20 protein-coding genes are annotated in these 25,465 nt (G+C 36.5%); 13 read left to right on the top strand and 7 right to left on the bottom strand.

Annotation, left to right across the window (positions count from 1 at the left end; all coding sequences use genetic code 11):
* Positions 1-75: 75 nt before the first annotated feature.
* The 7 genes from P0Y49_16630 to P0Y49_16600 all read left to right on the top strand — a co-directional run bounded on the left by P0Y49_16630 (position 76) and on the right by P0Y49_16600 (position 9,723).
* A complete protein-coding gene (locus tag P0Y49_16630; GenBank protein WEK18416.1) occupies positions 76-636 on the top strand; it encodes an RNA polymerase sigma-70 factor in 561 nt (186 codons plus the stop codon).
* An 82-nt stretch (positions 637-718) separates the two neighbouring features.
* A complete protein-coding gene (locus P0Y49_16625; GenBank protein ID WEK18415.1) occupies positions 719-1,960 on the top strand; it encodes a FecR family protein in 1,242 nt (413 codons plus the stop codon).
* Positions 1,961-2,006: 46 nt separating this feature from the next.
* Positions 2,007-3,140 carry a redoxin family protein gene (locus P0Y49_16620; GenBank protein ID WEK18414.1) on the top strand — a complete coding sequence of 378 codons (1,134 nt, stop codon included), beginning with the start codon at positions 2,007-2,009 and terminating at the stop codon, positions 3,138-3,140.
* Positions 3,141-3,313: 173 nt separating this feature from the next.
* The gene (locus tag P0Y49_16615) at positions 3,314-6,901 is read left to right on the top strand and encodes a SusC/RagA family TonB-linked outer membrane protein (GenBank protein ID WEK18413.1); all 3,588 of its coding nucleotides are present in this window, start codon (positions 3,314-3,316) and stop codon (positions 6,899-6,901) included.
* 11 nt (positions 6,902-6,912) lie between these two features.
* Positions 6,913-8,472, top strand: coding sequence for a RagB/SusD family nutrient uptake outer membrane protein (locus P0Y49_16610; protein WEK18412.1), 1,560 nt, complete (start codon positions 6,913-6,915; stop codon positions 8,470-8,472).
* Positions 8,473-8,665: 193 nt separating this feature from the next.
* Positions 8,666-8,845, top strand: a complete 180-nt coding sequence (locus P0Y49_16605) for a type II toxin-antitoxin system YoeB family toxin (GenBank protein ID WEK18411.1) — start codon at positions 8,666-8,668, stop codon at positions 8,843-8,845.
* Positions 8,846-8,946: 101 nt separating this feature from the next.
* Entirely contained in the window at positions 8,947-9,723 is a 777-nt protein-coding gene (locus tag P0Y49_16600) for a hypothetical protein (GenBank protein ID WEK18410.1), read from the top strand.
* A 213-nt stretch (positions 9,724-9,936) separates the two neighbouring features.
* Here P0Y49_16600 and gap read toward each other — a convergent pair whose 3' ends face one another.
* The 4 genes from gap to P0Y49_16580 all read right to left on the bottom strand — a co-directional run bounded on the left by gap (position 9,937) and on the right by P0Y49_16580 (position 13,139).
* Entirely contained in the window at positions 9,937-10,938 is a 1,002-nt protein-coding gene (gap, locus tag P0Y49_16595) for a type I glyceraldehyde-3-phosphate dehydrogenase (protein ID WEK18409.1), read from the bottom strand.
* 4 nt (positions 10,939-10,942) lie between these two features.
* Positions 10,943-11,785, bottom strand: coding sequence for a hypothetical protein (locus P0Y49_16590; GenBank protein WEK18408.1), 843 nt, complete (start codon positions 11,783-11,785; stop codon positions 10,943-10,945).
* 1 nt (position 11,786) lies between these two features.
* Positions 11,787-12,773: a 6-phosphofructokinase gene (pfkA, locus tag P0Y49_16585; protein ID WEK21806.1), complete on the bottom strand. Its 987-nt coding sequence runs from the start codon at positions 12,771-12,773 to the stop codon at positions 11,787-11,789.
* 156 nt (positions 12,774-12,929) lie between these two features.
* Positions 12,930-13,139, bottom strand: a complete 210-nt coding sequence (locus tag P0Y49_16580) for a hypothetical protein (GenBank protein WEK18407.1) — start codon at positions 13,137-13,139, stop codon at positions 12,930-12,932.
* A 222-nt stretch (positions 13,140-13,361) separates the two neighbouring features.
* Here P0Y49_16580 and P0Y49_16575 point away from each other — a divergent pair, with 222 nt between their 5' ends.
* From P0Y49_16575 to P0Y49_16550, 6 genes are all read left to right on the top strand, one after another.
* Positions 13,362-14,051, top strand: coding sequence for an NUDIX domain-containing protein (locus P0Y49_16575; protein WEK18406.1), 690 nt, complete (start codon positions 13,362-13,364; stop codon positions 14,049-14,051).
* Between the two features lie 615 nt (positions 14,052-14,666).
* Positions 14,667-15,224: an RNA polymerase sigma-70 factor gene (locus P0Y49_16570; GenBank protein ID WEK18405.1), complete on the top strand. Its 558-nt coding sequence runs from the start codon at positions 14,667-14,669 to the stop codon at positions 15,222-15,224.
* A 107-nt stretch (positions 15,225-15,331) separates the two neighbouring features.
* Positions 15,332-16,564, top strand: a complete 1,233-nt coding sequence (locus tag P0Y49_16565) for a DUF4974 domain-containing protein (protein ID WEK18404.1) — start codon at positions 15,332-15,334, stop codon at positions 16,562-16,564.
* A 264-nt stretch (positions 16,565-16,828) separates the two neighbouring features.
* A complete protein-coding gene (locus P0Y49_16560; protein WEK18403.1) occupies positions 16,829-20,410 on the top strand; it encodes a SusC/RagA family TonB-linked outer membrane protein in 3,582 nt (1,193 codons plus the stop codon).
* 26 nt (positions 20,411-20,436) lie between these two features.
* Positions 20,437-21,786, top strand: a complete 1,350-nt coding sequence (locus P0Y49_16555; GenBank protein WEK18402.1) for a RagB/SusD family nutrient uptake outer membrane protein — start codon at positions 20,437-20,439, stop codon at positions 21,784-21,786.
* A gap of 9 nt (positions 21,787-21,795) precedes the next feature.
* Positions 21,796-23,364 (top strand): TlpA disulfide reductase family protein, encoded by a 1,569-nt coding sequence (locus P0Y49_16550; protein ID WEK18401.1) that lies wholly within the window; start codon positions 21,796-21,798, stop codon positions 23,362-23,364.
* A gap of 36 nt (positions 23,365-23,400) precedes the next feature.
* On the opposite strand, the gene P0Y49_16545 is transcribed toward P0Y49_16550, so the two are convergent.
* From P0Y49_16545 to P0Y49_16535, 3 genes are all read right to left on the bottom strand, one after another.
* Entirely contained in the window at positions 23,401-23,712 is a 312-nt protein-coding gene (locus P0Y49_16545) for a hypothetical protein (GenBank protein WEK18400.1), read from the bottom strand.
* Positions 23,713-23,784: 72 nt separating this feature from the next.
* A complete protein-coding gene (locus tag P0Y49_16540; protein WEK18399.1) occupies positions 23,785-24,090 on the bottom strand; it encodes a hypothetical protein in 306 nt (101 codons plus the stop codon).
* A gap of 780 nt (positions 24,091-24,870) precedes the next feature.
* Complete coding sequence (locus P0Y49_16535; GenBank protein ID WEK18398.1) at positions 24,871-25,341, bottom strand: hypothetical protein; 471 nt, start codon at positions 25,339-25,341, stop codon at positions 24,871-24,873.
* Positions 25,342-25,465: the final 124 nt, after the last annotated feature.

Raw genomic sequence — 25,465 nt, 5'->3', positions numbered from 1 at the left:
GCTCCACCAACAGTTTTTAGTTGTTTTAATATTAAAATGTATATTCGCTTGCTATAATTAAACCTTGCTGTGAAAATGGAAACAGCCTCAATAACAAACGGATTACCCATTAATATGGGGAAAGAAGACGCGTTTGAAGAAATGTACAGAAGTTATTTTGCGCCATTGTGTTTTTTTGCTCAAAAATACATCGATCAGGAAGATGCAGAAGATGTTATTAATAACTTATTTCTTAAACTCTGGCGTCAAAAGGAGTTGTTTGAGAGCATTCAGCACGCACAATCATCTTTATATGTCGCCACCCGAAATTCTTGTCTGGATTTTTTGAAAATTGCTAAGCGGGCAGAAGATAGACACACTTTTATCGCGAATGGACTCTCATCAGACAAAAATTTCATAGAAGAAATGATCCGTACCGAAGTATGGGCCGAAATTTATCGTGAAATCAATAAACTTCCTGTACAATGTTCAAAGGTCATCAGCTTAAGTTTTTTGGAAGGCTTAAAAAATGATGAGATAGCCAAAGCACTCGATATCTCTATCCAGACTGTTAAAAATCAAAAAAGTATGGGTGTAAAACTACTTAAACAGAAACTTTCCAAAAGTGGATTTTTATTGCTTTGCATGTATATGTAGGCCAAAAGAGACCCATTAAAAATATAAATTAATTTTTCGGTACTTTTTCTGATCGATGTCGTATTGTATTTAAATGAGATTTATGAATCGAACTGAAATTGAAAAGGCGCAGCGGGTAATCTACTTGATCACGAGTTATCGAAATTCTTCCATTTCCGAACCGGAAAGGGAAGAGCTGGAAGCATGGCTGAATTTAAGCTCAGAAAATTTGGATCTGTTTAATGAGTTAAAAAGCGAGGATCAAAAAGACAAAGCTTTGGCGCTCATGAATGCATATCGCGTTGATGCATCTTTTGAAAGCATAAAGACAAGAATAGCGGAGGAAAATAAACATAGTATAAGAAAAAGGAACTATTCATGGATGGCAGCCGCCGCGGTCTTAGCTATGATCTCCATTGGGATCTATTTTTATAATCCAGCTCCTGATAGGGAGAAAATTATCAACAGTTTAACCGCAACAAACGACGTTCCTCCAGGCAGTAATAAGGCTATATTGACACTCGCAGATGGCAGAACGGTTGAATTAAGTGGCGATAAACAGAGTGTCATTACCAAAGCGAATGAATTAACTTATAATGATGGTACAAAAATTATAAGCAAAGGAAAGATTAAGAATCAACAGGTTGTATTGACAACACCAAGGGGCGGGCAATATCAGATTGTACTCTCCGATGGAACGAAGGTGTGGTTAAATGCAGCATCAACGCTTAAATATCCTGCTGTATTTGAAGGGAATGAACGGGTTGTGCAGCTAAGTGGTGAAGCTTATTTTGAAGTGACTAAGCTCCACAAATCTCCAACTAAAAAAATGCCTTTTATTGTAAAAACAGCAACGCAACAAGTAGAAGTTCTGGGTACACATTTCAATATAAATAATTACCCCGACGAAGCAGCGGTAAAGACAACTTTAATTGAAGGCGCTGTCCTTGTTTCTGTCACCTCTACCAATTTCAGACCTAAAAATGAACAGCAGGTCAAACCTAACTCCCAGCTTTTAAAGCCTAATCAACAAAGTATAATTGCAAAAAATAGTGAAAGCATTAAGGTTGTCGAGGTAAATCCAGCCACTGTTCTGGATTGGAAAAATGGCGATTTTATATTTGACACAGATATCAAAACCATTATGCGCCAGATTTCCCGGTGGTATAACGTAGACATTGTTTACAAGGGGAATATTACAGAAGAGGAATTGGCTGGAACGATTTCAAGGTCTAAAAATCTAACAGAAGTCTTAAAAGTACTTCAGGAAACAAATAAAGTTCATTTTAAGCTTGAGGATGCAGTATCTCCTGGTTCAGAAAAAAGGCTGATCGTTATGCCTTAACCTAAAATGGAATAATCAACTAACAATTATATATAAAACCTAAACAATGAACCATTTTTTCAAATCAAAAACTTCAGCGTTTTTAATCATCGTTACGCTCGGTTTATCAAATGCTTATGCGCAATCAGGCGCACCTGCCAGCAAGAATCCGCAAAGACCGCCTATTACCTTAAAGGTTGGTGACGCAGCACCTGCAATAGTGGCCGAGAAATGGATCAAAGGGAAGCCGATTACCAAATTTGAACAGGGAAGGGTGTATGTGGTAGAGTTTTGGGCCACCTGGTGTGGGCCATGTAGAGCGAGTATGCCGCATCTCTCTGAAATTGCACGTAAATACAAAAAGAATGCAGATGTAATCAGTTTTAATGTAAAGGAATTGATTGCTGCTAAAAATAAGAACGGAGATTATATCAGCAAAGTTGAGCGCTTTGTAAAACGTTTAGGAGATGGAATGGATTATACCGTAGCAGCCGATGTACGTGACAATGTGATGTGGGATACCTGGTTGGCAGCTTCAGGAAGATTTGGAATTCCTGTTGCATACATTATTGACCAGACGGGCAAAGTTGCCTGGATTGGACATCCCGGATCCCTGGAAGACCCACTGGAAATGGTTATCGAAGGGACTTACAATGAGGAAGGAAAAGCAAAATTGGCACAGAAAATAAATGACCGTGATGTGCAGTCGAAAGCTTTGAACGAGGCGCTTACAGCAGCTGAAAAGGCAAAAGATTATAAAAAGGCGGTAGAAATAGTAGACCAGTTGATGCCACTTTCTCCTTTTGGTGCAAGTAGTCTGGCGGCAAAGAAGTATAAGTATTTAGCGCAAAGCGATGTTAAGAAAGCACATGCATATGCATTGGAAGCGATGAAAATATATGAAAATGATCCGCTAACTCTTCAATCTGTCTCCATGGAAATCAGTACTGATTACAAATTGGCATTAAAGCTCATGGAAAAGGTAGCGGCTAAATGTGATAGTGAAGATCCTTCTGCTGTAGCCAATCTGGCAAAGGCTTATTACAAAGCCGGAGACTCGAAAAAAGCAATTGAAACTCAGCAAAGGGTGATCGATATCTTGAACGACACTTCGCTGGTGGAACAAAAACAGGAAGTCAAAGATGGCGCACAAGAAGCAATGAAAATTTATAAAAGCGGTGGAAAACTACCAAATAGCTAAAACTTTATCGTAAGGAAGAAAGGAGGGCGTTCTATGGCTTAATTAACAGCCTAATTTATCTTAATGAAGGAGAATGATATAAAAAATCGAAGGCGTTGGCGCGCCTCCGATTATAATCAGGTTTCCTTGAAACATGCTAGTAACATATTTATCAACTAAAACCAGAATTGCAAATGTATAAACTTTACTACAACTACAATGTAGGAAACCATACTGTGCTCAATACTTGTGCTTTAAATAGACAAGAGCAGCCAGGTTTACTACAAAGAACCGAATTTAAAAAATGGCTTATGCGGATTAATTTTACCTGTATTTTGTTGTTTTTTGCCTTTATGCAATCAGCCTTAGCTACCAGAGCTCAAAAGATTAGTCTTTCGCATAAAAATGTATCTATCGAAACCGTTTTTGAAGATATCCGTAAACAAAGTGGTTATGATTTCATTTATCCAAAAAACTTAGTTAAAAATTCTAAACTGATCTCTATTCAGGCCAATAATGAAGAATTAAGAGATGTGCTGATTCAGCTGTTTCAAAATCAGTCCTTCACTTATGCGCTGGAAAATAGAACCATCGTTGTTAAAGAAAGGGAGAAGACGATGACGGAAAGGATCAGGGCTTATTTTTTACAACCTATCGATGTAAAAGGAAAAGTGCTGGGACAGGATGGTGAGCCTTTAGCCGGAGCAAGTATTCAGGTTAAAGGCCACAAAATTATGTCGCTAACTGATAGAAAAGGTGAGTTCAATTTAAAAAACCTCCCTGAAAATTCAATATTGGTGATTTCTTATGTGGGCTATGTATCCAAAGAAATAAAAATAGGGACGCGTGCCATAGATTTAGGAGCGATCACGCTGGTGATGTCCATGTCAGAATTGTCGGAGGTAGCTCTAGTGATCAACACAGGTTACCAGACGATATCGCAAGAGCGTGTAACGGGGTCGTATGGGGTTGTAACAGGCAAAAAGCTGGAGGCCAGATTGGCCACAAACCTGAAATCGGCTTTAGAGGGACAATTGACCGGCGTTGTATTGGATAAAAAGGGGAATATAGAGATTAGAGGGGTATCTACATTTGGAGCCGAAAAGAATCCACTTGTAGTTGTAGATGGATACCCTATTGAAGGCGGGATTGAAAATGTAAATCCACTCAATATCAGTAGTGTAACTGTACTTAAAGATGGTGTTTCCGCTTCAATATACGGATCACGTGCTGCGAATGGTGTAATCGTTATTGCTACGAAAGCGGGGATAAATGGGGGACCCAGGTTGACGTATAATGGATTAGTTAATTTTGTTTCAAAACCGAACCTTCGCGACTTGAATCGTTCTTCAACTTCAGATTATATTGATGCAGAGTTAGATTTGTTTAGGCAAGATCCAAATGATGCTTCTACAGTTGATAAAGGGAACATGAGCAGGGTGACTTATCTGATGATGCAGGTAAGAGAAAATAAAATTTCTGAGGCTGATGCCATGGCAGAAATTAACCGCTTGCGTAATGTTGATGGTCTTCAGCAGTTTGAAGATCAATTTTTCCGTCCCGAAATTAGCAATCAGCATAACTTTAATATCTCCGGAGCGACTGAAAAAAATAGTTATAACGTAGCACTTAACTTATTAAATAGAAGGGAGAATTTTATCCAGAGTAACAGTAATCGCCTTATCCTCGATGTTAAGAATGATTGGAAGCCTTTTAAGTTTTTGACAGCAGGTGTAACAGTTAATGTCGTGTATAACAATCGACTTACGCCATATAATGATTATACTTCCATGATCAATTATAACTCAGCTTCTATTCTGCAACCCTATACAAATCTTGTAGATGAGAATGGAAATCCAGCAGCAGTATGGGGATTGAGCCAATATAAAGTGGACACTTACAAGAAAACTCCAGGCATGAAGGGCTGGACGAACATTCCTTTAAATGATCTTTCGATGATGACCAGAAGGACCCAGGATTTTCAAACACGACTTGGCGGTTTTTTAAGAGCCAATATCGTTGAAGGGCTTACGGCAGAGTTTGGGGGGAGCTGGCAACGTGGTAGTATGCAGGTAAAAGAATTGCGTGATGTAGATTCGTATGCAGTACGAATTGCCTATAATGATGCCACTTCTCTGAAAAATACCGCAAATCATTATTTACCGGACGGTAGTATTATTGATGAAAGCAGAAATATCAATGAAAATTGGACCATTAGATCCCAACTGAATTATAATCACAGTTTTAATAACTATAAGCACCGTATTACCGCATTGGTCGGAAATGAAGTGCGTAAGCTTACTTTCGATAACAATAGGATAGAGACACGCGTGGGGTATAATTCAACTGCCGGTTCTTTTGTTCCGATGAATTTAAAGGATTACAATGCAGGGGTATATACTGCTGATATGCTGATGGGTAGACAGATCTCGTTGAATGCCGGAAAGTATGAATATAGAGACAATCGATTTGTTTCCTGGTACGGGAATGCATCTTACGAATACGACAACCGTTTTATTTTAAGCGGTAGTATTCGCATGGACCTGACAAATTTCTTTGGAACAGATCCTAAATATAGATACCGCCCATTATGGTCGGTTGGGGGAACCTATAAACTGGCCGAAGAACCTTTTCTCAAAAACGATTGGATGAGCAGGTTAAACCTCAGGGCTTCTTATGGTGTTAGCGGTAACATTTCACTAAACCAGGGACCTTTCCTTATTTTATCTACCGGGTCATTTAACAATACTACGGGTGGAGTTTCATACGGGGTAGCTTCTCCTCCCAATAATCAATTGCGTTGGGAAAGAACCAATATAGTTAATTTTGGGATTGACTTTGCCGGCTGGAATAACAGGTTTAATGCCAGTATTGATTATTATACTAAAAATAGCACTGATCTATTGGCGGCTGAGGCGGCAGATCCGACTTCAGGTTTTGCTACGGTTACCAAGAATGCAGGTGAAATGTCTAACAGTGGTGTTGAGCTGGCATTGAATGTGGATCTGATCAGAAGTAACAACTTCCGTTGGAACATGGGACCTAACATTTCTTATAATTACAACAAAGTAAAGACCTATAATGTTGTGCGGAATTATGCCAGCAGTTATGCCGGAGCAAATGGTATTTTGGTTGCAGGCTATCCTGCTGACGGCCTTTGGGGTTATCGTTTTGCCGGGTTGAGCAATTTAGGTGAGACTCAGATTTACAATGCCGCTAATAAGGTGATTAAACCTGGGGATGCAGTTACTGCTGATGTCGCTTACTTAGGAACATTGCGTCCAAAGTTTGACCTCTCGCTTAACAATACTTTTACTTATAAGAATTGGGATTTGACGATGTTGTTTATCTCGAAATTGGGTCATAAGTATCGTAAAGATAATTTCAGTGGTTCTAACTATTTAAACAGACATGTGGCCGAGCGCTGGCAGAAACCAGGGGATGAGAACAATACCATTTATCCGGTACTGAATTCATGGAATATGGACATGTTCTACTTCCCGTATGTAGATGCATTGATCGGTAATGCCAGTTACGTAAAGCTTAGGGATCTGACTTTGTCTTACAATTTCGAAAAATTCGCGAAGAAGCTTAAAATGAGTAATGCGAAGGTGTTTGTTCAGGGGCGCAACTTGTTTAGGATTACGGCTAAAGGGACTGATATAGATCCTGAAACTGCTGAGGTGAATACCACTGGAGGTACAGGAGCTGCAACGGAGCAAGGGTTTACCTCTCTGCCTTTACCGCGTGAACTCTTTTTTGGTGTGACTTTCTCATTTTAAAAAAATCAATTATGCAATCAAAATATTTAAATACGGTACTATTGGCAGTCTTGGTATTGCTGGTATCCTCATGCAAAAAGTTTCTTGATGTTAAGCCTGTCGGAAAGTTGATCCCTACAAAGGCCGAAGAATTGGAGAACCTTTTAAACAACAGTAATACATTGGATTATCATTTTATTGATAATAATCGTGGCAGTTACTATGCACTTCTGGGGGATAATTTCAAGATCAGTGAAAATCAGGCGAAGTATCAATACGTTAGCACGCATCCAAATATTGACCGTTATGCTGCTTATACTTTCTATTTACCTTACGAAAACCCTAATAAACCTCAGTATGCCTGGGATTGGGGGATCTATCGTGCGCTTGGCTTATTTAACAATGTAATTGAAGGGGTGAAAGAATTGCCGGGCGCTTCAGCGTCTGAACTGGGAAAATTGATTACAGCTCAGGCTAAAGCAGGTCGTGCCTGGTCGATGATGGTCGGTACAATTGGCTACGGCCCCATGTTTGATCCTAATGGGCCAAATGACACCAAGGTTCTTCCTTACCGAACTTCGGCAAATCCTAATACTCCCAATCCGGATTTGTCTACCACCGCAGGAGCATTTGCGCTTATAGAGCAGGATTTAAAGGATGCCTTAGCGGCTACTCCTAATAATGTTGCTAATCCAAGTCGTGCTAATCTTTCAGCTGTTCACGCATTAATGGCTCAACTCTATATGTATAAAAGAGATTGGCCAAAAATGCTGGAGCATGCTAAGGAAGCCTGGACTCGCTCGCTCGCTGTAAAGGGGGGAGTGGACAACATGATTTATAATTTTAATACTTTTTACTATAAACCGAACCCCAATGCTTCGCCTTCACCAGGAACGGATGTTGAGGTAGCCTTAGAATTGCAAGGCCCGGATTTATTATTGAATCAAAGTGATAACCGGGAAAATCTATTTTTCAGGTTGTCTCCTTCGGGGACCAGTCATTATCCTTCACAGGAGTTTTTGGATTTGTTTGATAAAGCGACCGATAGAAGATACCAATTATTTGCCTTGAAGACGCTAGGTTACTCTACGACCGTTGCCAATGTAAAATATGATGATGGCGTGGTGACTAAGTATTATCGTGATTCAAAAATGTTGGGTAGCCAGGGGATTACTTATCCTGAATTGTTATTGATGAAGGCCGAGGCTAGTGCCCGTTTAAATGATTTGGGTACAGCCCTTACAGATTTGAACCTGCTTCGTAAATACCGTTATTCAGGAGCGAATACAGATCTTGCCAATGGTGCTGCCTTGAGTCAGGATAATCTGCTTTTTGAAATTTTAAAAGAGCGTCGTCGAGAAATGCCAATTGGAACTTTTCAGCGCGTTTTTGATATTAAGCGTTATGTTTTGGATGCAGGTAAACCCTGGAGTAAGACAAGCATTACGCACAATGTTGGTACGAAAGTTTACACGGGTGCAATTAATAATGCTAATTATTCAATGAGGATTTCCAATAATGTTATCCTTTTAAATCCGCAATGGGGTTTAACCCCTTGGTCGGGTACTTACGATCCTACTTCTAATAGGTAGGATTGATATTCCATTGAAGAAACGGCAGTGTCGAAAGGCACTGCGGTTTTTTACGTTTTCTAGTAACAAGAGATAGGAGGGCTATTGCAGAATACTGGAAGAAATCCGGTAATAAAATCATGTAAAAGAGAATTCAAGAGCTCATTTTGCTATTTAGAAAAACCCATATGGAGGAATTGGTAAACCTGAGGAATTGAAGCATAAATTATCGGGTGCCTGGTCTCGCAGAATAAATCAGGAACATCGAATAGTTTACGAGATTAATGAGAGAAATGAAATTTTAATTCTTGATGTTTTATCACTAAAGGACCATTACTTATCATTAAATGTATATATTTGGATTGTTAGCAATGAAAAATCCAAAACCAGATAAAAAGTATTAGGGACTGGACTATTGAAGAGTTCAGTTAATCAGTCTCTTAAAAAATCAAGGATGTCAGTATTTGCGCGCATCCTTTTTACTATTAAACACAAATGAAAAAATCAATTTTAATGCTCTCAGCGCTATGTTTGCTGATCGTAGTTTCATGTAAGAAAAACAATAAAACCGATGATCAAGTCTCAGACTGCCTATTAACTGAAAACACCTATGTTGATGATGCGTTCGGTGTTGAAAATGTAAGCACCTTGTATAGTTACGATGCCAATGGGAGAATGATAGGTATGAAGTTTAGAATAGGAGGTGTTACTGAAAATGATGAATGCTTATTTACTTACTCTACAACTCAAATTGTAAAAGTTCAAAAGGAAGGAGGAGATTTATTTACAACAATTTATAAACTTAATGATAAAGGACAAATTATAAGTGAGCAGTATGATAATGATAGTTCTGTTGGAACATATATTTATAATGCTGATGGTTATTTGGTTGAAGTTAAATATGGAAATATGATCAGTAGAAAATATAGATATACAAATGGTAACTTGACGCGAGTAGATAATACTAATGGTAGCTATGTTGATTACACTTATAATACAGAACTTGCTGCTAATACAGGACTTTTTTCTAAATATCACTTTAATGAAGCTCGATATACACTTGACAGTCCATTAAAAAAATATCTTGGTAAGCAATCGAAAAATCTGGTATCAAAAGTTAGATATAATTCCACATTACATGATATTGGTGACGATGCATATGCAGAAACTTTTACTTACGAAAAAGATGCTAAAGGAAATATTATCAAGATTAGGGTAGTGGTGAATCAGAATTATAAATACACTGTTAGCTCTAAGTATAGTTGCAAGTGAGTGTATTAATCATGCCACAAAGGTAAGCTATAGAAAATACGGGGACGAGAATTAAGTTTGAAGCGGAATAAATAACAGATTAACAAACAATTTGTAACTGCAATCTGCTCTAATAGGTTCAAAACAACGTTTAGATAACTTGGACAAAAGAAAAGGACGCTCCATCCAGACGCGTCCTTTTTCTAACCAAATATAAACCTGTATGAACGGGTTTTACTTTAAGTTTCCGTAGTACTCTACGAATTTAGCTAATGCAGAAGAATAGCCCCATTCGTTATCATACCATGAAACTACTTTTACGAAGTTATCATTCAATGAAATACCTGCTTTTGCATCAAAGATCGAAGCGTGATCATCTCCGATAAAATCAGAAGAAACCACTTCTTCATCAGTATAAGCAAGTACACCTTTTAACTCGCCTTCAGAGGCAGCTTTCATTGCAGCTTTAATTTGCTCATAAGTAGCTGGTTTTTCAAGGCGTGCAGTTAAATCAACAACAGAAACATCAGCCACAGGAACGCGGAATGACATACCGGTTAATTTACCTTTCAATTCAGGTAATACCATACCCACTGCTTTAGCAGCACCTGTCGATGAAGGGATGATGTTAGAGAAACCACCGCGGCCACCTCTCCAGTCTTTAGCAGAAGGACCATCAACAGTTTTCTGAGTTGCAGTAACAGCGTGGATTGTACTCATCAAACCTTCTACAATACCAAAGTTATCGTTTAATACTTTAGCAATAGGAGCTAAACAGTTTGTAGTACAAGAAGCATTCGAAACAATAGTTTGGTCTGCAGTTAATTTATGGTGGTTCACACCCATTACATAAGTAGGGATATCAGCATCTTTTGCAGGAGCAGAGAATACTACTCTTTTTGCACCGGCAGCGATGTGTTTTTCAGCATCAGCGCGAGTTAAGAACAAACCTGTTGATTCAATAACAGTTTCAACACCAACTTCATTCCATTTTAAGTTAGCCGGATCTTTTTCAGCTGTAATGCGGATTGTTTTTCCATTTACTACAAGGTGACCATTTTCTACAGCAATGGTACCATCAAAACGACCATGAGTAGAGTCGTATTTTAACATATAAGCCATGTAATCCGGCTCAACAAGGTCATTAATTGCAACAATATCTAATCCTCTTTTTAAAGCAGCTCTAAAAACCAGTCTGCCGATACGGCCAAAGCCGTTAATTCCAATTTTGCTCATTTTATTAATTTGAATAGTAGTTTAATAAATTATATATAGGTTCCTTAGTAATCGTTGTAATAGAGAGCCCATGTTTTTTTGCAATTGCACGTAATTGATCCTGAAAATTTCCGGCAACAATACCTACAAAATGTATTTCTTTTCCAGGGTGAAGTTTAACTACCGGCAATAAATAGGTTTGAACATACAGTTCAAAAGCATCATCTATAATTTCCAGTATATATTTATGCTCCCTGTTTTCAAGGAAAAAGTCAAAGAAAGAACTCAAAAACTGTTGCGCCATTGGCTTTTTGTACACCCTTTCCAGTATCTGTGGCCTGTCGAGGTTGTATTTCAATTCAAACTTTTTTTGCAAATCCTCAGGAAGTTTATTTTGAATAAAACGTTTCAAAATCACTTTTCCTAGGTAGTTGGCCGAGCCCTCATCTCCAAAAACGTAGCCAAGCCCAAAATTGTTCTTCTCCAGTTTTTTACCGTCAAAATAAGCGCAGTTAGTTCCACTACCCAAAATGGCTACAACGCCACTGTTGTTAAAGCAGGCCGAAATCGCAGCGCCGTAAAGATCATCCTTAACCATTATTTTGCTGTGTTTAAAAAACATACCCAATGTATTTGCAAGTTCTTCTCTTCTTTCATCAGATGAAGCACCGGCAGCAAAAACATAAATCTTCTTTATGCTTTCGGCATGATTGATCAGTATTGCTTTTTTATTCAGGTACTGAAGTATGGTTTTTTGGTCATTAAAGCAGGGATTAATTCCCGGCATACTGCATTCGGCAATAGTCTTGCCATCCCTGGCAATCTTCCAGAACGCTGTTTTCGATCCGCTGTATACTATTGCTATCATGTTATATGGATAAAACTTTAGTCATTTCCAATAAATCACTCTCCAGTTTAAAAGTATGTCTGGTAAGTGCTTCTTCTATACTTGTTGTTTTAATTTCATTACCTCTAAGGCCAACCATTTGCATGGTGTTTCCTCTTAGCAATTCGTTAACTGCTGCAAAGCCAAGTCTGCTGCCCAGAATTCTATCAAAGCTGCTTGGACTGCCCCCACGCTGAAGGTGACCTAAGATGGTGACTTTGGTGTCATAATGGTTAAATCGCTCTTTAACCTTTTTGGCTACATCATAAGCTCCGCCATCCTTATGACCTTCTGATACAATTACTATACTCGAAGTTTTTTTGGTAGATGCACCGGTTTCCAGTTGAGTGATCAATTCATTTAAACTAGTCTCTCTTTCCGGTAAAAGCACCGCTTCTGCACCACTGGAAATGGCACTTCTTAAGGCGATACAACCAGAGTCGCGGCCCATTACTTCAATAAAAAACAGACGATCGTGAGAATCTGCAGTGTCGCGAATCTTGTCTATGGCTTCAATAACCGTGTTAATGGCGGTGTCGTATCCCAGGGTAAAATCAGAACCATAAAGGTCGTTGTCAATCGTTCCCGGAACACCCATTACACGGACGCCGAATTTCTCCCCAAAACGTTTGGCCCCGGTAAAAGTTCCATCACCTCCAATTACTACAAGTCCATCTATATCATGAGCCTGCAGGTTTTTGTAGGCCAATTCCATTCCTTCATCTGTTTTAAACTCCAGACAACGCGCTGTTTTTAGAATCGTACCACCCAGGTGAATGATATTACTTACCGATCTTGCATCCATTGGATTAATGTTATTATTGATTAATCCCTGGTATCCTTGCATCACGCCAAACATATTGATACCATTGTATATTCCGGTTCTAACTACTGCTCTGATGCAGGCATTCATCCCGGGAGCATCTCCTCCAGATGTTAATACGGCGATATTTTTAATATTTGGTCTCATCATTTATAATTACGAATATAGCGTGTATTTTTTACACTAAGTAATTTATTTTTTATTTCCCTAAGTTAACAGGAAACATGAGTAATTTATTGTCTTTTTTTTGTGATAAAAAGGTAAAATACTCTTGATATGATGAATTTTTCTTTTTTTTTAATGTTAAAAGGAGTTCCTTTTTCCATCTAATTCCATATGCTCAATCAATTTTTCAATGGATGCAATACTCTCTTTTTTACACTTAATGAAGTTTTCAAGGAGGAAAAATGATTGGAAATCATTGTTAATTACAGAATCCAGAGCGGTTTTTAGATTTTTTGCTTTTAATTGGCAGTCGAATTTTAGTTCTTCTTTTTTGGTTTTGTGGTTCATACGAGCAGTTAATAATAGGATGAATCAAATATACAATTTTCAATAATTGCTTGTTTACTTAAAATATGAGTAGTTTTTTCGGTATGAATAAAAAATTGTTTTTTTGCAGTATCAAAAGTTATTTGCATTTTGGTGTCAAAATGATCCTGTTGAAACATAACATGTGAAAACATGGAAAATTTTAAAAGGTCAGGGAATAATTAATATCTAACAATTAATGTTTTGAAAGAAATTTTGCCAAAATTTAATTCCACTTTCTCGATTGATTGTGTGCTTTTCGGATTCGATGAAGGAGAATTGAAAATTCTTTTAATCGAAAGGAATGAAGAACCCTTTAAGGATTGGTGGGCCTTGCCAGGTAACCTGGTTGAAGAGGATGAAAGTTTAGACCAATCAGCTACCAGGATCTTGCACGAGCTTACCGGCTTAAGCGATATCTATATGGAGCAGTATTATACCTTTGGTGATGTAAACAGGCACCCGCAAGGTAGAGTAGTGAGTATAGCTTACTATGCACTTTTAAGATTGGGGGGCGATAAAGTCGTTAAACCATTAAGTAATTATGCCAAGCAGGCATACTGGAGAAATGTCAAAGACTTGCCTAAACTGGCTTTTGATCATCAGCAGATCTTTGAAAAAGGAATGGAGAAAATCAAAAGGCGGATTAAACATCAACCTATTGCATTTGAGCTATTACCTGAGAAATTTACTTTAACCCAGCTTCAAAATGTTTATGAAGTGATTTTGAATAAAAAACTGGACAAAAGGAATTTCAGGAAAAAGATGCTGAGTTTCGGTGTGCTGAAAGATTTGCATGAAAAACAATACGGAGTTTCATTCAGGGCAGCAACACTATATAAGTTTGATAAAAGGAAATACGCCAAACTATTTAGTAAAGAGATTTCTTTTTAGATCAATAGAATGGATCTGAATTAAAACGCAAGAGGCCGCCTCCTAATCAGGAGGTGGCCTCTTGCATTAAAGAGTTATGTTTTTTAAATTTTATTTGTCGATTGGTTAAATTTATTTTGCCTTTTTGTGACTAAATCGATATATTTGTTTCTCTAGTCAACATGTACCATAATCCGGTATATAGGTTCCTCTTTCTAAGTCTATTGCTTAATACAAGAAACCTCGAAATCATAAAAGCTTACGTGCTAAATCTTCATCCCTTAAGACAGTCTTACCTGCTGCTTTAAGGGATTGTTGTATCCGTAAAACCAACGACTCTTTTTATTCGTAAATCTACCCGAAGGGTAGATTTTAGTTGAAGAAGGGGACCTCCCGATTTTTTGACGAAAAGGCGGGATAAATAAATATTTAATCCTATGAAAAATATGAAATTTTACCTAAAAAAACTGAATGGATTTAGTATCTCAGAAATTAAATCTAAAACTACGTTAACCCGTCTTAAAAGGCTGATACTCGTGAAAAGAGCGCCGAATGAATGGAATGAACAGGAGGTTGGGCAGCCTGTTTTTTTATGTTTATTTCGATTAAATATTAGTTCATTTAATCGTGGGACTTATGAACAATTATAGAGATTTTTCAGACGCTGAACTTGTTGTTCAGTTGAAGGCAGGCGACCATGAAGCGTATTCAGAGATTTACAACCGGTACAAATATATACTTACAGCTCATGCTTATAGAAAGTTACAAGACATCGAAGAAGCAAAAGATATTGTTCAAGAACTTTTCACAAATATTTGGTCTAAAAAGGATAACTTAAATATTCACTCCCGACTCGACGCCTATCTTTATGGGACCCTACGGAATCAGGTTTTACATTTTATGGCCCACCAAAAAGTCATCACTAAATACACAGACTCGTTAAATAATTATTTAGAAAGAGGCGGCGGAGGCCATGATAGTAAAATGGTAGAAAGGGAACTGCTTGATATGTTTGAGAGAGAATTAGCTGCGCTTCCGGCAAAAATGAGAGTGGTATTTGAATTGAGCCGGGGTGAAGGACTTTCCCATAAACAAATTGCTGAGCAGCTTGATATTTCTGATAAAACAGTAAAGAAGCAGATTCATAATGCTACAAAACTCTTTCTGGAGAGAATAAGATTTACATTATTTTAACATAAATCTACTACCAAATTAACATTTAACGTACTTATTGTTATAACGGATATTAAATGCCACTTGCAATAATGTTTTCTATAAAGTTACCTTAATAAATCAAACAAATGAATGATCCACGAACTTCTGAGCTTTTAGAAAAATACAGAAATAATACCCTTACAGAACAAGAAAGACTGGATTTGTATAGCTGGTATTCAGAAGATCGTGAGTCACAAGATTTTTTCCCCGATATAGATATTTTAGAAAAGGGAGTACTGGGTCTTGATAATGAACTTTCTTTGGGAGCATTTTCACCTATGCAAAAAAAAATGGCTAAAAACCGAAGGAATTGGTTTGGCATGATAGCGATAGCAGCAGCAGTTGCGATTGTAATGGGTGTTACAACTTTGCTTACGTTAAAGGAAGTGCCTTTACCTAAAAATTATGCTAATGATGTTAAGCCGGGATCAAATAAAGCCACCCTTACATTAGCAAATGGTAAAACAATTAATTTAAGCGATGCAAAAAATGGGGAATTGGCCCAGGATCAAGGTGTGAAAATCGTAAAAGCTGCGGATGGACAATTATTATTCGAATTTAAACCAGATGCCATTAAAGCGACATCTCCTCAACAAACGGACTCCTTTTCAGGACTGGTCTCTGAGGCTAGTCGAGTGAAAGACGCACCTGGTTTAAATTGTGTTGTTACACCACGTGGCGGGCAATACCATATTGCTTTACCTGATGGGACCAATGTGTGGATCAATTCCGGATCAACGCTCAGATTCCCTTCTACTTTTTGGGAAACACCTGAACGAAGAGTGTATCTAAAGGGAGAAGCGTATTTTGAAGTTAAGCAGGTGAAATCTCTTCTTAATGAAAAACGCAGAGCGAGAAAAATACCATTCATTATACAAACCGATAAGCAAGAAGTTACCGTATTGGGTACCCATTTCAATATCAATAGTTATGATGATGAACCAAACATTAAAACGACTCTCTTAGAAGGATTGGTTAAAGTCTCCTCTGCTGGTGGAGGAGACGCAATTCTTAAAGCTGGGCAGCAGGCCGTTAATAATGGGAGTTCGATACAAGTAGCCACTGTTGATACTGAGATGGCTGTAGCATGGAAAAATGGCGAGTTTATGTTTAGAAATGAAACGTTAGCTAGCATTATGAGAAAAATAGCGCGTTGGTATGACGTAGAGATTATCTTCGAAAATAAACAAATAGGGAATGAGCTATTCGGAGGTACCATAACTAAATATGGGAAGCTTTCACAGGTATTGTGTGTATTGGAAAGCACCAGCGATATAAAGTTTAAAATACAAAACAAGAAGGTCATTGTTCTTAAATAGGGAAAATTCACTGGTTTTCATATAAAAAACAATTAAACGGGGCAAACTTACCTCGGAAAGTGAAGACAAGAGAAAAATATAAAATCAATATATTATAATATACTAAACAGTAAAGGGATTGCCATGAAACGATTTTTACGAACGAGGAGTTAAGCATAAAGCTTATAGGAGCAGGAAAAAAAGGCCAGAAGTGTTCGTAGCACTGCTGGCCGATATCTGCCACATAGAAAATAGGGATTACTATAAACTAGAACAGTTAAACAAATGTATAAAAATTATATCAACAAACCTGATATACTCAAGTGGTATGTCTATAAAATCCTGCTTATAATGCGCCTAACCATCGTTATCATTATAGCCACCATGTTGCAGGTAAGTGCTTCTACCTATGGGCAAAAAATAACGTATGTAAAAAAGAATGTTACTTTGGTGGAGCTTTTAAAAGTGATAAAAATAAAAACCGGTTATGCTTCCAGTTGGGCAGAAAGCTCCTTTGATGCTAACCACACTATAAATGCCAATTTTAAAAATGCTACACTTACTGAAGTTCTGGATAAGGCATTAGAAGGTATGCCTGTAACTTATACCATCATCAATAATAGTACTAGTATTGGTGGTGCTATAGGTATTAGAGTAAAGAATCCCGATATTAATCCTATAGTCAATTCTATTACTGTACGGGGTAGATTAGTGGACGAAAACAATAAGCCTCTTGAAGGAGCTGTAGTAAAAGTAAAGGGAACCAGCAATGCCATAGCAACAGATAGCAATGGGGAGTTTGTACTCAAGAATATGACCCAAGATGCAGTCTTGATAATTTCTTTTTTAGGATATGAAACACAGGAGATTAAAGCGCGTGAAAATCTGGGGACAATAAGAATGGTTTTAAGCTCAGATAAGCTGCAAGAGGTTGGGATTGTAAGCACCGGTTATCAGAATATTCCTAAAGAGCGATTAACCGGTAGTTTTGCCCAGCCTAACAAAGAGATGTTTGATAGTAGAGTGAGCACTGATGTCATTAGTAAGTTGGACGGAATAACAAGTGGTTTGGTTTTTAACAGTCCAGGTATAACAGGTAGTAAAACGCCCAAAATTTCAATAAGGGGAAGAAGTACAATTTATGCCAATGATGATCCTTTAATTGTGGTGGATAATTTTCCTTATGATGGTGATATTAATAATATTAATCCAAATGACGTTGAAAGTGTTACAATTCTGAAAGATGCAGCAGCGGCGTCAATATGGGGTGTACAGGCTGGAAATGGTGTAATAGTAATCACAACCAAAAAAGGCCGCCTAAATCAACCATTAAAAATTCAATTAAATAGTAATCTTACGATTAGTGATAAACCGAATTTATTTTATGACCGAAATTATTTGGATGCTAATAATTTTATTGATTTGGAAAAATTTCTATTTGCCAAAGGAAGATATAATGCTGATATTTTACAGAACAACCCATCTGTAAACTCTTCTATTTATACTCCGCTTTCCCCAGTAGTGGTATTACTTAACCAAGTATCTACCAGTAATGGAGCATTTTCACAAGCACAGGCCGATCAACAAATTGACAAATTGCGAAATAATGATGTTCGAAATGATTTAAGTAAGTTCTTTTATCAGAGAATAGTAAATCATCAATACAGTTTAAATCTACGTGGAGGAGGTCCCCGAAATAGCTATTTTGTTTCAGCAGGATATGACAAAAATGAGAAAATTGTCGTGGGAAATCCTTATGATCGTTTAACCTTGAACGCAGATAATGCCTTCAACCCAATTCCTAATCTGGAACTAACTTTAGGATTGAATTATGTACAAAGCAATATAAAAACTGACAATACATTATCTCAAATTGCTCCATTAGGACCAAATGGTACTGTTATTTATCCATATACCCAATTGGCCGACGATCAAAATAATCCCCTTGCGATTGTGCGGCAATATTCTTCTGCTTTTGTACAAAATGCCCCATCCAAGGGGTTTTTAAATTGGCAATTTTTTCCTTTAAAGGAATTGCAAAATGGATATAACACTGGAAATACTACACTTACAGATATTAGATTAAATACGGGATTAAAGTTTACAATAATTCCAGGCTTTAGTGCAGCTGTTAAGTATCAATATGAACGCAGTATGCGTACCGATAGAAATATCGCTACTCTGGATAGTTATGCCACAAGAAGTTCTATTAATAGATATGCCACAGTAAATACTAATGGTTTGGTGACAGTATTTAACCAACCAATTGGAGGAGTGTTGAGAGGGGCGGGGCTTATACAAAACTCAAACCGTCTCAGAACTCAATTAAGTTTTGATAAAGTATTTAATAGAAATAGCATTACAGCAATTGCAGGTTACGAATTTAGTCAGGTTAAGGCTGATGGGAACGGTTATACATTATTTGGCTATGATGATGATTTAGCAACATCTAAAGGCGTAGATCCTAATACAAATTATCTTTTAAACCCAGGAAGAATTTCAATAGCTACGATTGGGGAAGCACCGCGTTCTTCTGGCTCTATTAATCGTTTTCTTAACTATTTTGTAAATGCAGCTTATACCTATAATGATAAATATACTGTATCAGCGAGTGGAAGAATAGATGCAAGTAATTATTTTGGAGTTAATACCAATCAAAAATCAGTTCCACTATGGTCCACTGGGATTAGGTGGGCTATAGACAAAGAAGATTTCTATAAATTAACTTGGTTACCTCAACTAAAAATTAGAGCCTCTTATGGATTTCAAGGTAATCTAGACAAGACCTTAACTGCAGTAACTACATTTCGATACTTAACATCTGCAAAATATACAAATGCAAATTACGCTTCGATATCAAATTATGGTAACCCAGATCTTCGTTGGGAAAAAACTAGGATGATAAATGTTGGAATAGATTTCGGTCTATTGAGAGATATTTTAACTGGTTCACTCGAATACTACACCAAGAAAGGTATTGATCTTATAGGTTTTACTACTCTTGCACCTACAAGTGGGCTAACAGATCTAAAAGGTAATTATGCAGGCACAAGCGGTAAAGGAATGGACATTCAGCTAAACTCTAAAAATATTGATAAAGCTCTGAAATGGACTACAAGTTGCTTGTTTAGTTGGACAACGGATAAAGTAACCTCCTATAAAGGTACTAATATTACACCAAGTGGATTGGCAGGAAGTGCGTTAAACATATCACCTGTAGTTGGTAAACCAGTATTTGGGGTTTATGCACTTAAATCAGCTGGCCTAGATCCTCAAACGGGAGATCCTAGAGGCTATGATCAATCTGGCAACATTAGTAAGGATTATAGCGCCTTTATTAACCCGCTTACTCTTGACCAACTAATATTTAAAGGGAATGCACGTCCAGTCTTCTACGGAGGGATTAATAATAGATTTACATACAAACAATTCAGTTTATCTGTTAATGTGAGCTACAAATTGGGTTATTATTTTATACGTAGTGGGCTTAATTATGATGTTCTTTTTAGATCTGGTTTAGGAAACGATGAGTATTATAAACGCTGGCAGAAGCCAGGTGATGAGGCTATTACAAATGTTCCTTCATTGGTATACCCTGCCAATTCAAATCGTGAGACTTTTTATACTAAATCTGAAGCATTAGTTGAAAGGGGAGATCATATTAGGTTACAGGATGTAAGTCTAAGTTATGATTTTGACAAACGGAATTTACGTTATTTATCTGTTAACCATATTCAAATTTATTTATATGCTAATAATCTTGGACTATTATGGACTGCAAATAAAGAACGTCTTGATCCTGATTACCCTACTGGTGGTATTCCAAATCCGAAAATGTGGTCATTAGGAGTTAAGGTAGGTCTTTAATTTTATTACAATTAACAATAGAAAACATGAATTTACTTAAATGCACAAATTCTATATATGTATTAATCCTATTGGCCTGTTTTGGAATAATATCCTGTAAACGGGAATGGTTGGATGCTAAGCCTGATAAATCCTTAGTTGTACCAAAAACAATTGCTGACTATCAAGCATTTTTAGATAATACGGCCTTTTTCACAAATCAAGCATGTTCGTTTGCAGAAATGTCAACGGATGATTACTATGTTTCATATGCTGACTGGTTGGCGGCAGATATGCAGGGGAAAAATGTCTATGTCTGGGCAAAATATCAGCTAGAAGGGACTGCTAACTCTGATTGGAATAGATGCTATGCGAGACTTTTAGCAAATAATATAGTACTTGAAGGAATTAGTAAAATTACTCCAATTGATATTGCATATAATAATGTTAAAGGTACTGCATTGTTTAATAGGGCTTATGATACATATATCTTGGCACAAGAGTTTTGTAAACCTTATGATGCAAGCACTTCTGAAAATGATCTTGGGGTTGCTTTAAGATTAACTGGCAACTTAAACGATAAATTAATACGATCAACAGTCGCTAAAACTTATCGTCAAATTATTGAGGATCTTAAAGCGGCTAGAAATTTATTGCCGGTTACCCCCTTGTATAAATCAAGACCCTCATTGCCGGCGGCATACGCAATGTTGGCAAGAATATATACTACAATGGAAGATTATCCAAATGCAAAAAAATATGCAGACTCATGTTTACAGATTTATAACACTTTATTGGATTATAATACTCTAAATACTAGTGCATCTAGGCCTATTCCATTATTTAACAATGAAGTTATTTTGAATTGGGATAATGGAGTAAATCTTATTATATTATCGGGTTTAGTTGATCCAACTTTATATAGCTCTTATGACGATAATGACTTAAGAAAAAGCGCATTTTTCAATTCAACTACAAAAATATTCAAAGGATCTTATAATGGATCAGCCATCCATTTTAATGGTCTTGCTGTTGATGAAGTATACTTAATCCGAGCGGAATGTCAAGCAAGAACTGGAAAGACTATTGCTGCATTAGAGGATCTAAACACTCTTCTATTAAAGCGTTTTGCAACTGGGACTTTCGTGCCTATAGCTGCTGTTGACGAAATAGATGCATTAAGGAAAATTTTAATAGAAAGGAGAAAAGAGCTTTGTTATAGGGGATTGCGATGGACAGATTTACGTCGTTTAAATAAAGACCCAAGATTTGCAATAACCCTTACAAGGAATTTAAACGGCGAGATTTACACATTACCTCCTAATGATCTCAGATATACCTTTGAAATTCCTCAAAATGAAATATTAATAACTGGATTAGAACAAAATCAACGATAAATCATCGGTATGAAAAATCAAAAATATTTAACTGTTGGAATTATTGGATTTGTAATAATATTACCTCAATTACTTAAAGCTCAGCCCAAAAAACAGTTGATTAATAAGGGGGTTGTCTGTATATCAGGAATATACGATTCAATTGGGGAAGCTGATACTTTAACTCTAACAATATGGGAGCATACGGTTTCAAACAAAATTCGAAAATTTACTTCCACTGGGAGGGTAGTATCTGTTGTGAAAAATAAAAGGTTTAGATTTTTGTTAGACTCTTTAGAAGAACCGTTTTATTTTACACTCACTAAAATAACGAATAATGTTCAAATAAATCTTTTGGAATATCAGATTTGCTGTCCAGGAGATAATATTGAAATAAAGATAATCGAGGCCCACAAGTTTCCCCAAAAAAGTGGGTTCGGAAATAATTCTATTACATTTAGCTTTAATGGAAAAGGTTCAGAGAAACTTAAATGCCTACAGGACTTAAACAATGCAAATGAAATATTAGATAAGAATTATTTACAACAGGTTGATTATGGTAGTGTTATAAGGTTGAATAACGGTGTGGTGCCTATTGCCGATAGTTTTAGTTTTAGCTATGGCAGAATGGAGAACCTATTATCTGGACAGCTAAAAATACTTGAAAGGTATAAATATCAATTGCCAATTGATATTTATCAACTCATGAAAGCTGATTTAGTTGGGAAATATGTAGTTAATTTTTTTGTACCCTTTCTTATAAAATTTAACTATCCTTTTTTTAATGGGAAATCAATAATGTCCAAACAGGATAAAACCGATTTTGTAAAACTTTTCCAGTCGAAAGTTCCATCCTTTGAAAAGTTTTTGTCTTTCCCAATTAAAGCTCAGGTTCAATCTTTCTGGTATGCTGATGCATTACTATATATGACATATTTTGAAGGTTATATTGTTCCAGATAAAAGCCTGTATGATAAGTTAAAGACCCAATATGACGGATTATTGCGAGAACGGTTAATAACAAATTACCTTTTAAATAATGCAAATAAGAGAGATGCAGACAGTTTAGTTAATGATGCACTAACATTTGTTAAAGAAAAAATTTATTATAACACTTTAGCGAAACTATTAAAAGAACAACAGGTTGGAACAGAAGCTTACAATTTTACGTTAGAAGATGATTTAGGTAAGATTGTCAAGCTTTCTGATTTTAGAGGGAAGGTGGTTTTTATAGATTTTTGGTTCACGGGGTGTGGTGGATGTTCTTATTATTTTAAAAATGTATTGTCAAAGGTTGAAAATATATTTAAGAACAATCCCAATATTGTATTTATAAGTATTAGCGTTGATTCCAATAAAGAAAAATGGCTTCGCGGCTTAAACAGTCAATTGTATACATCTCCATCTGTAATTAATCTTTATACTGCTAATAAAGAAGCAGAACATCCTATAATAAAGCAGATGAATGTGATAGGTTATCCTCATCCACTTTTAATAGATCGAAACGGTAAGATTTTTTGTAATGATCAAGGCCAATTGAAAGATGATGGCGTTGATGGATTGGTCTCTGCAATTAAAAAAGCGGCTGTCTCTTTATAAGTTGATAAGGGTTATATTTAATTGATAACTTTTAGATCATGGATAAATAGAATAACCTGTTGCGCTTGCTTCAATATATGTGCCAGTCGGATGACTACCTAATGCAGGCAAAATATCGGTTGGTTCTAGCCATACTGCCTCACAGATGGCATTCAGGCTGGTACTACAACCTGCTAACGGTAGGTATTGATAATCAACTGCATAGGTTGAGTAAGGAGCGAGCATGTTAACATTTGTAAATACATAGTAAGCACCAAATTGTTTATTTATTAATTTACTTGAATTTGTAAATGCACTTGAGCTTAAGGCAACTACCATTGCAATGATGCCAAATATTAAATTTTTCATGATCATATTTTTAAATGAACGTTTAGATTTTAATTTAGACCACCTTAATAAAAGGTGGTCTAAATTAAGGTTTTAAGGAAGGATTCTAACTCCTTCTTCACTTTTTGAAGTGAAAGAGCCAGTTGGGTTACTTCCTACAATTGGTGTGGTTGCATCTGGTTGTAACCAAAGTGCTTTACAAGTTACGCTTGTTGCAGTACTACAACCTGCTGAAGGAAGATATTGATAGTCGCTTGGATTAGTAGAATTTGGAGCACTTAGATTAATATTTGTGTACTCGAATTCAGTTGGGTCACCACTTAATTTAGATGCATTGGTAAATGCACTTGTGCTTAAAGCCAATCCTACGGCTAAAACACCAAACATTAGATTTTTCATGTTGTTTTTGTTAATGGTTCAATTAATGCTGTATTTTCTTGGAGGAACAGCTTCAACCTCACTTGCGCGAAAGTATTTTTAGTATTTTAAGATAACTGATCTAAAGCAGTTCTTTTAAAGTTGTTATTATTAGATTTTTTCTTTTTGACGGTTAGGTAAATGGCTATTTGTGCCATTAAAATAAACATAATGTTAAACCATATATGCTGTACCCAAGTTAAACGACTAATTGCTCCTCCACAATGGCATGGTACATGTTCAGCTGTTAATTTCATGTATATTAGGTAACTTGTAAATATTGCCATAATGCATAATGATGCTATAAGTCCATTTAGTCTTGTATACGGAAATAGTAGCAATAATGAGATCAGGATTTCTGATAATGGTATTGCCCATGCTATGTATACTCCTACAACACTCATCGAATCTAGCAGACTAATAAATTGTTTGAATTCGGGAAAATTTAAGAGCTTATCACTTGCTGTATACATAAACAAGAAAATATATGAAAAGGATACGAAAGAGATGAACGTTTGCTTTGTTTTATCATTTAGAGTAAAATGTGTTCGTTTATTCATTGTAGTTTCCATTTTAATAATTTTAGTCATATAATTATTATAATTAACCTTAACCAGACTGCGTACTTGAAAAAAGACCGGGGTCAACCTTATCGGGCAACCCACGGCCCTTTTTAGATTTAAAAACAATAATAAAGTACTTATATAATGGGACTGTGTATTCAGTTAATTTTCAGGTTTTAAGTACAGGTAAATACTTGCATTAATGTTCTAAAGCGTTAACAACCTTTCCTCGTTGTTTTTCCCAGGCAGCTTGCCATTCTCCTTGTGCTATTACAGCATCTCTCACTATTTTTACCCTTTCAACGGCAACTCGTTTATCCATTGCAAACAAATGCATATTGAATACCCCTTCATCTATGTTTTGGCCATTGCAAAAAACAACTTCAAACTTTTCTGCGTATGCATCATCAGCTTCATCAATTGAGCTCGCTATATAAAATACCAAAGGCTCCGGGTCAGTTTTTCCAATGCTTATAAAATATGGATCCATGCTTTTATTACTATTGTAATTAGGGTTAAGGTCTAATTCAATTACATCATAATCTGCTACAGTTTTAAACCTATTAATAAAGGCTTCAACGTTATCCTCAGTATCAAAACAGCCATATATACTTGCTGTAGAATGATGACCTTTTGGAATGACTAAATAAATTTGACTAGCGCAATTCATAGTATAGTTTTTATAGATGTTTCGTTTTGCTTATTCAAATTTGGGGACTAATTTCTTCTGTTCCAATGGATTTTCTGATCAAAAAAAAACGATTTTAAAGTCTTAAAATGTAAGTAAAGTCCAC

Origin of the sequence: Candidatus Pedobacter colombiensis (genome assembly GCA_029202485.1) — a bacterium.
Lineage (GTDB): Bacteria > Bacteroidota > Bacteroidia > Sphingobacteriales > Sphingobacteriaceae > Pedobacter > Pedobacter colombiensis.
This window is presented reverse-complemented; position numbering and strand designations above follow the sequence as displayed.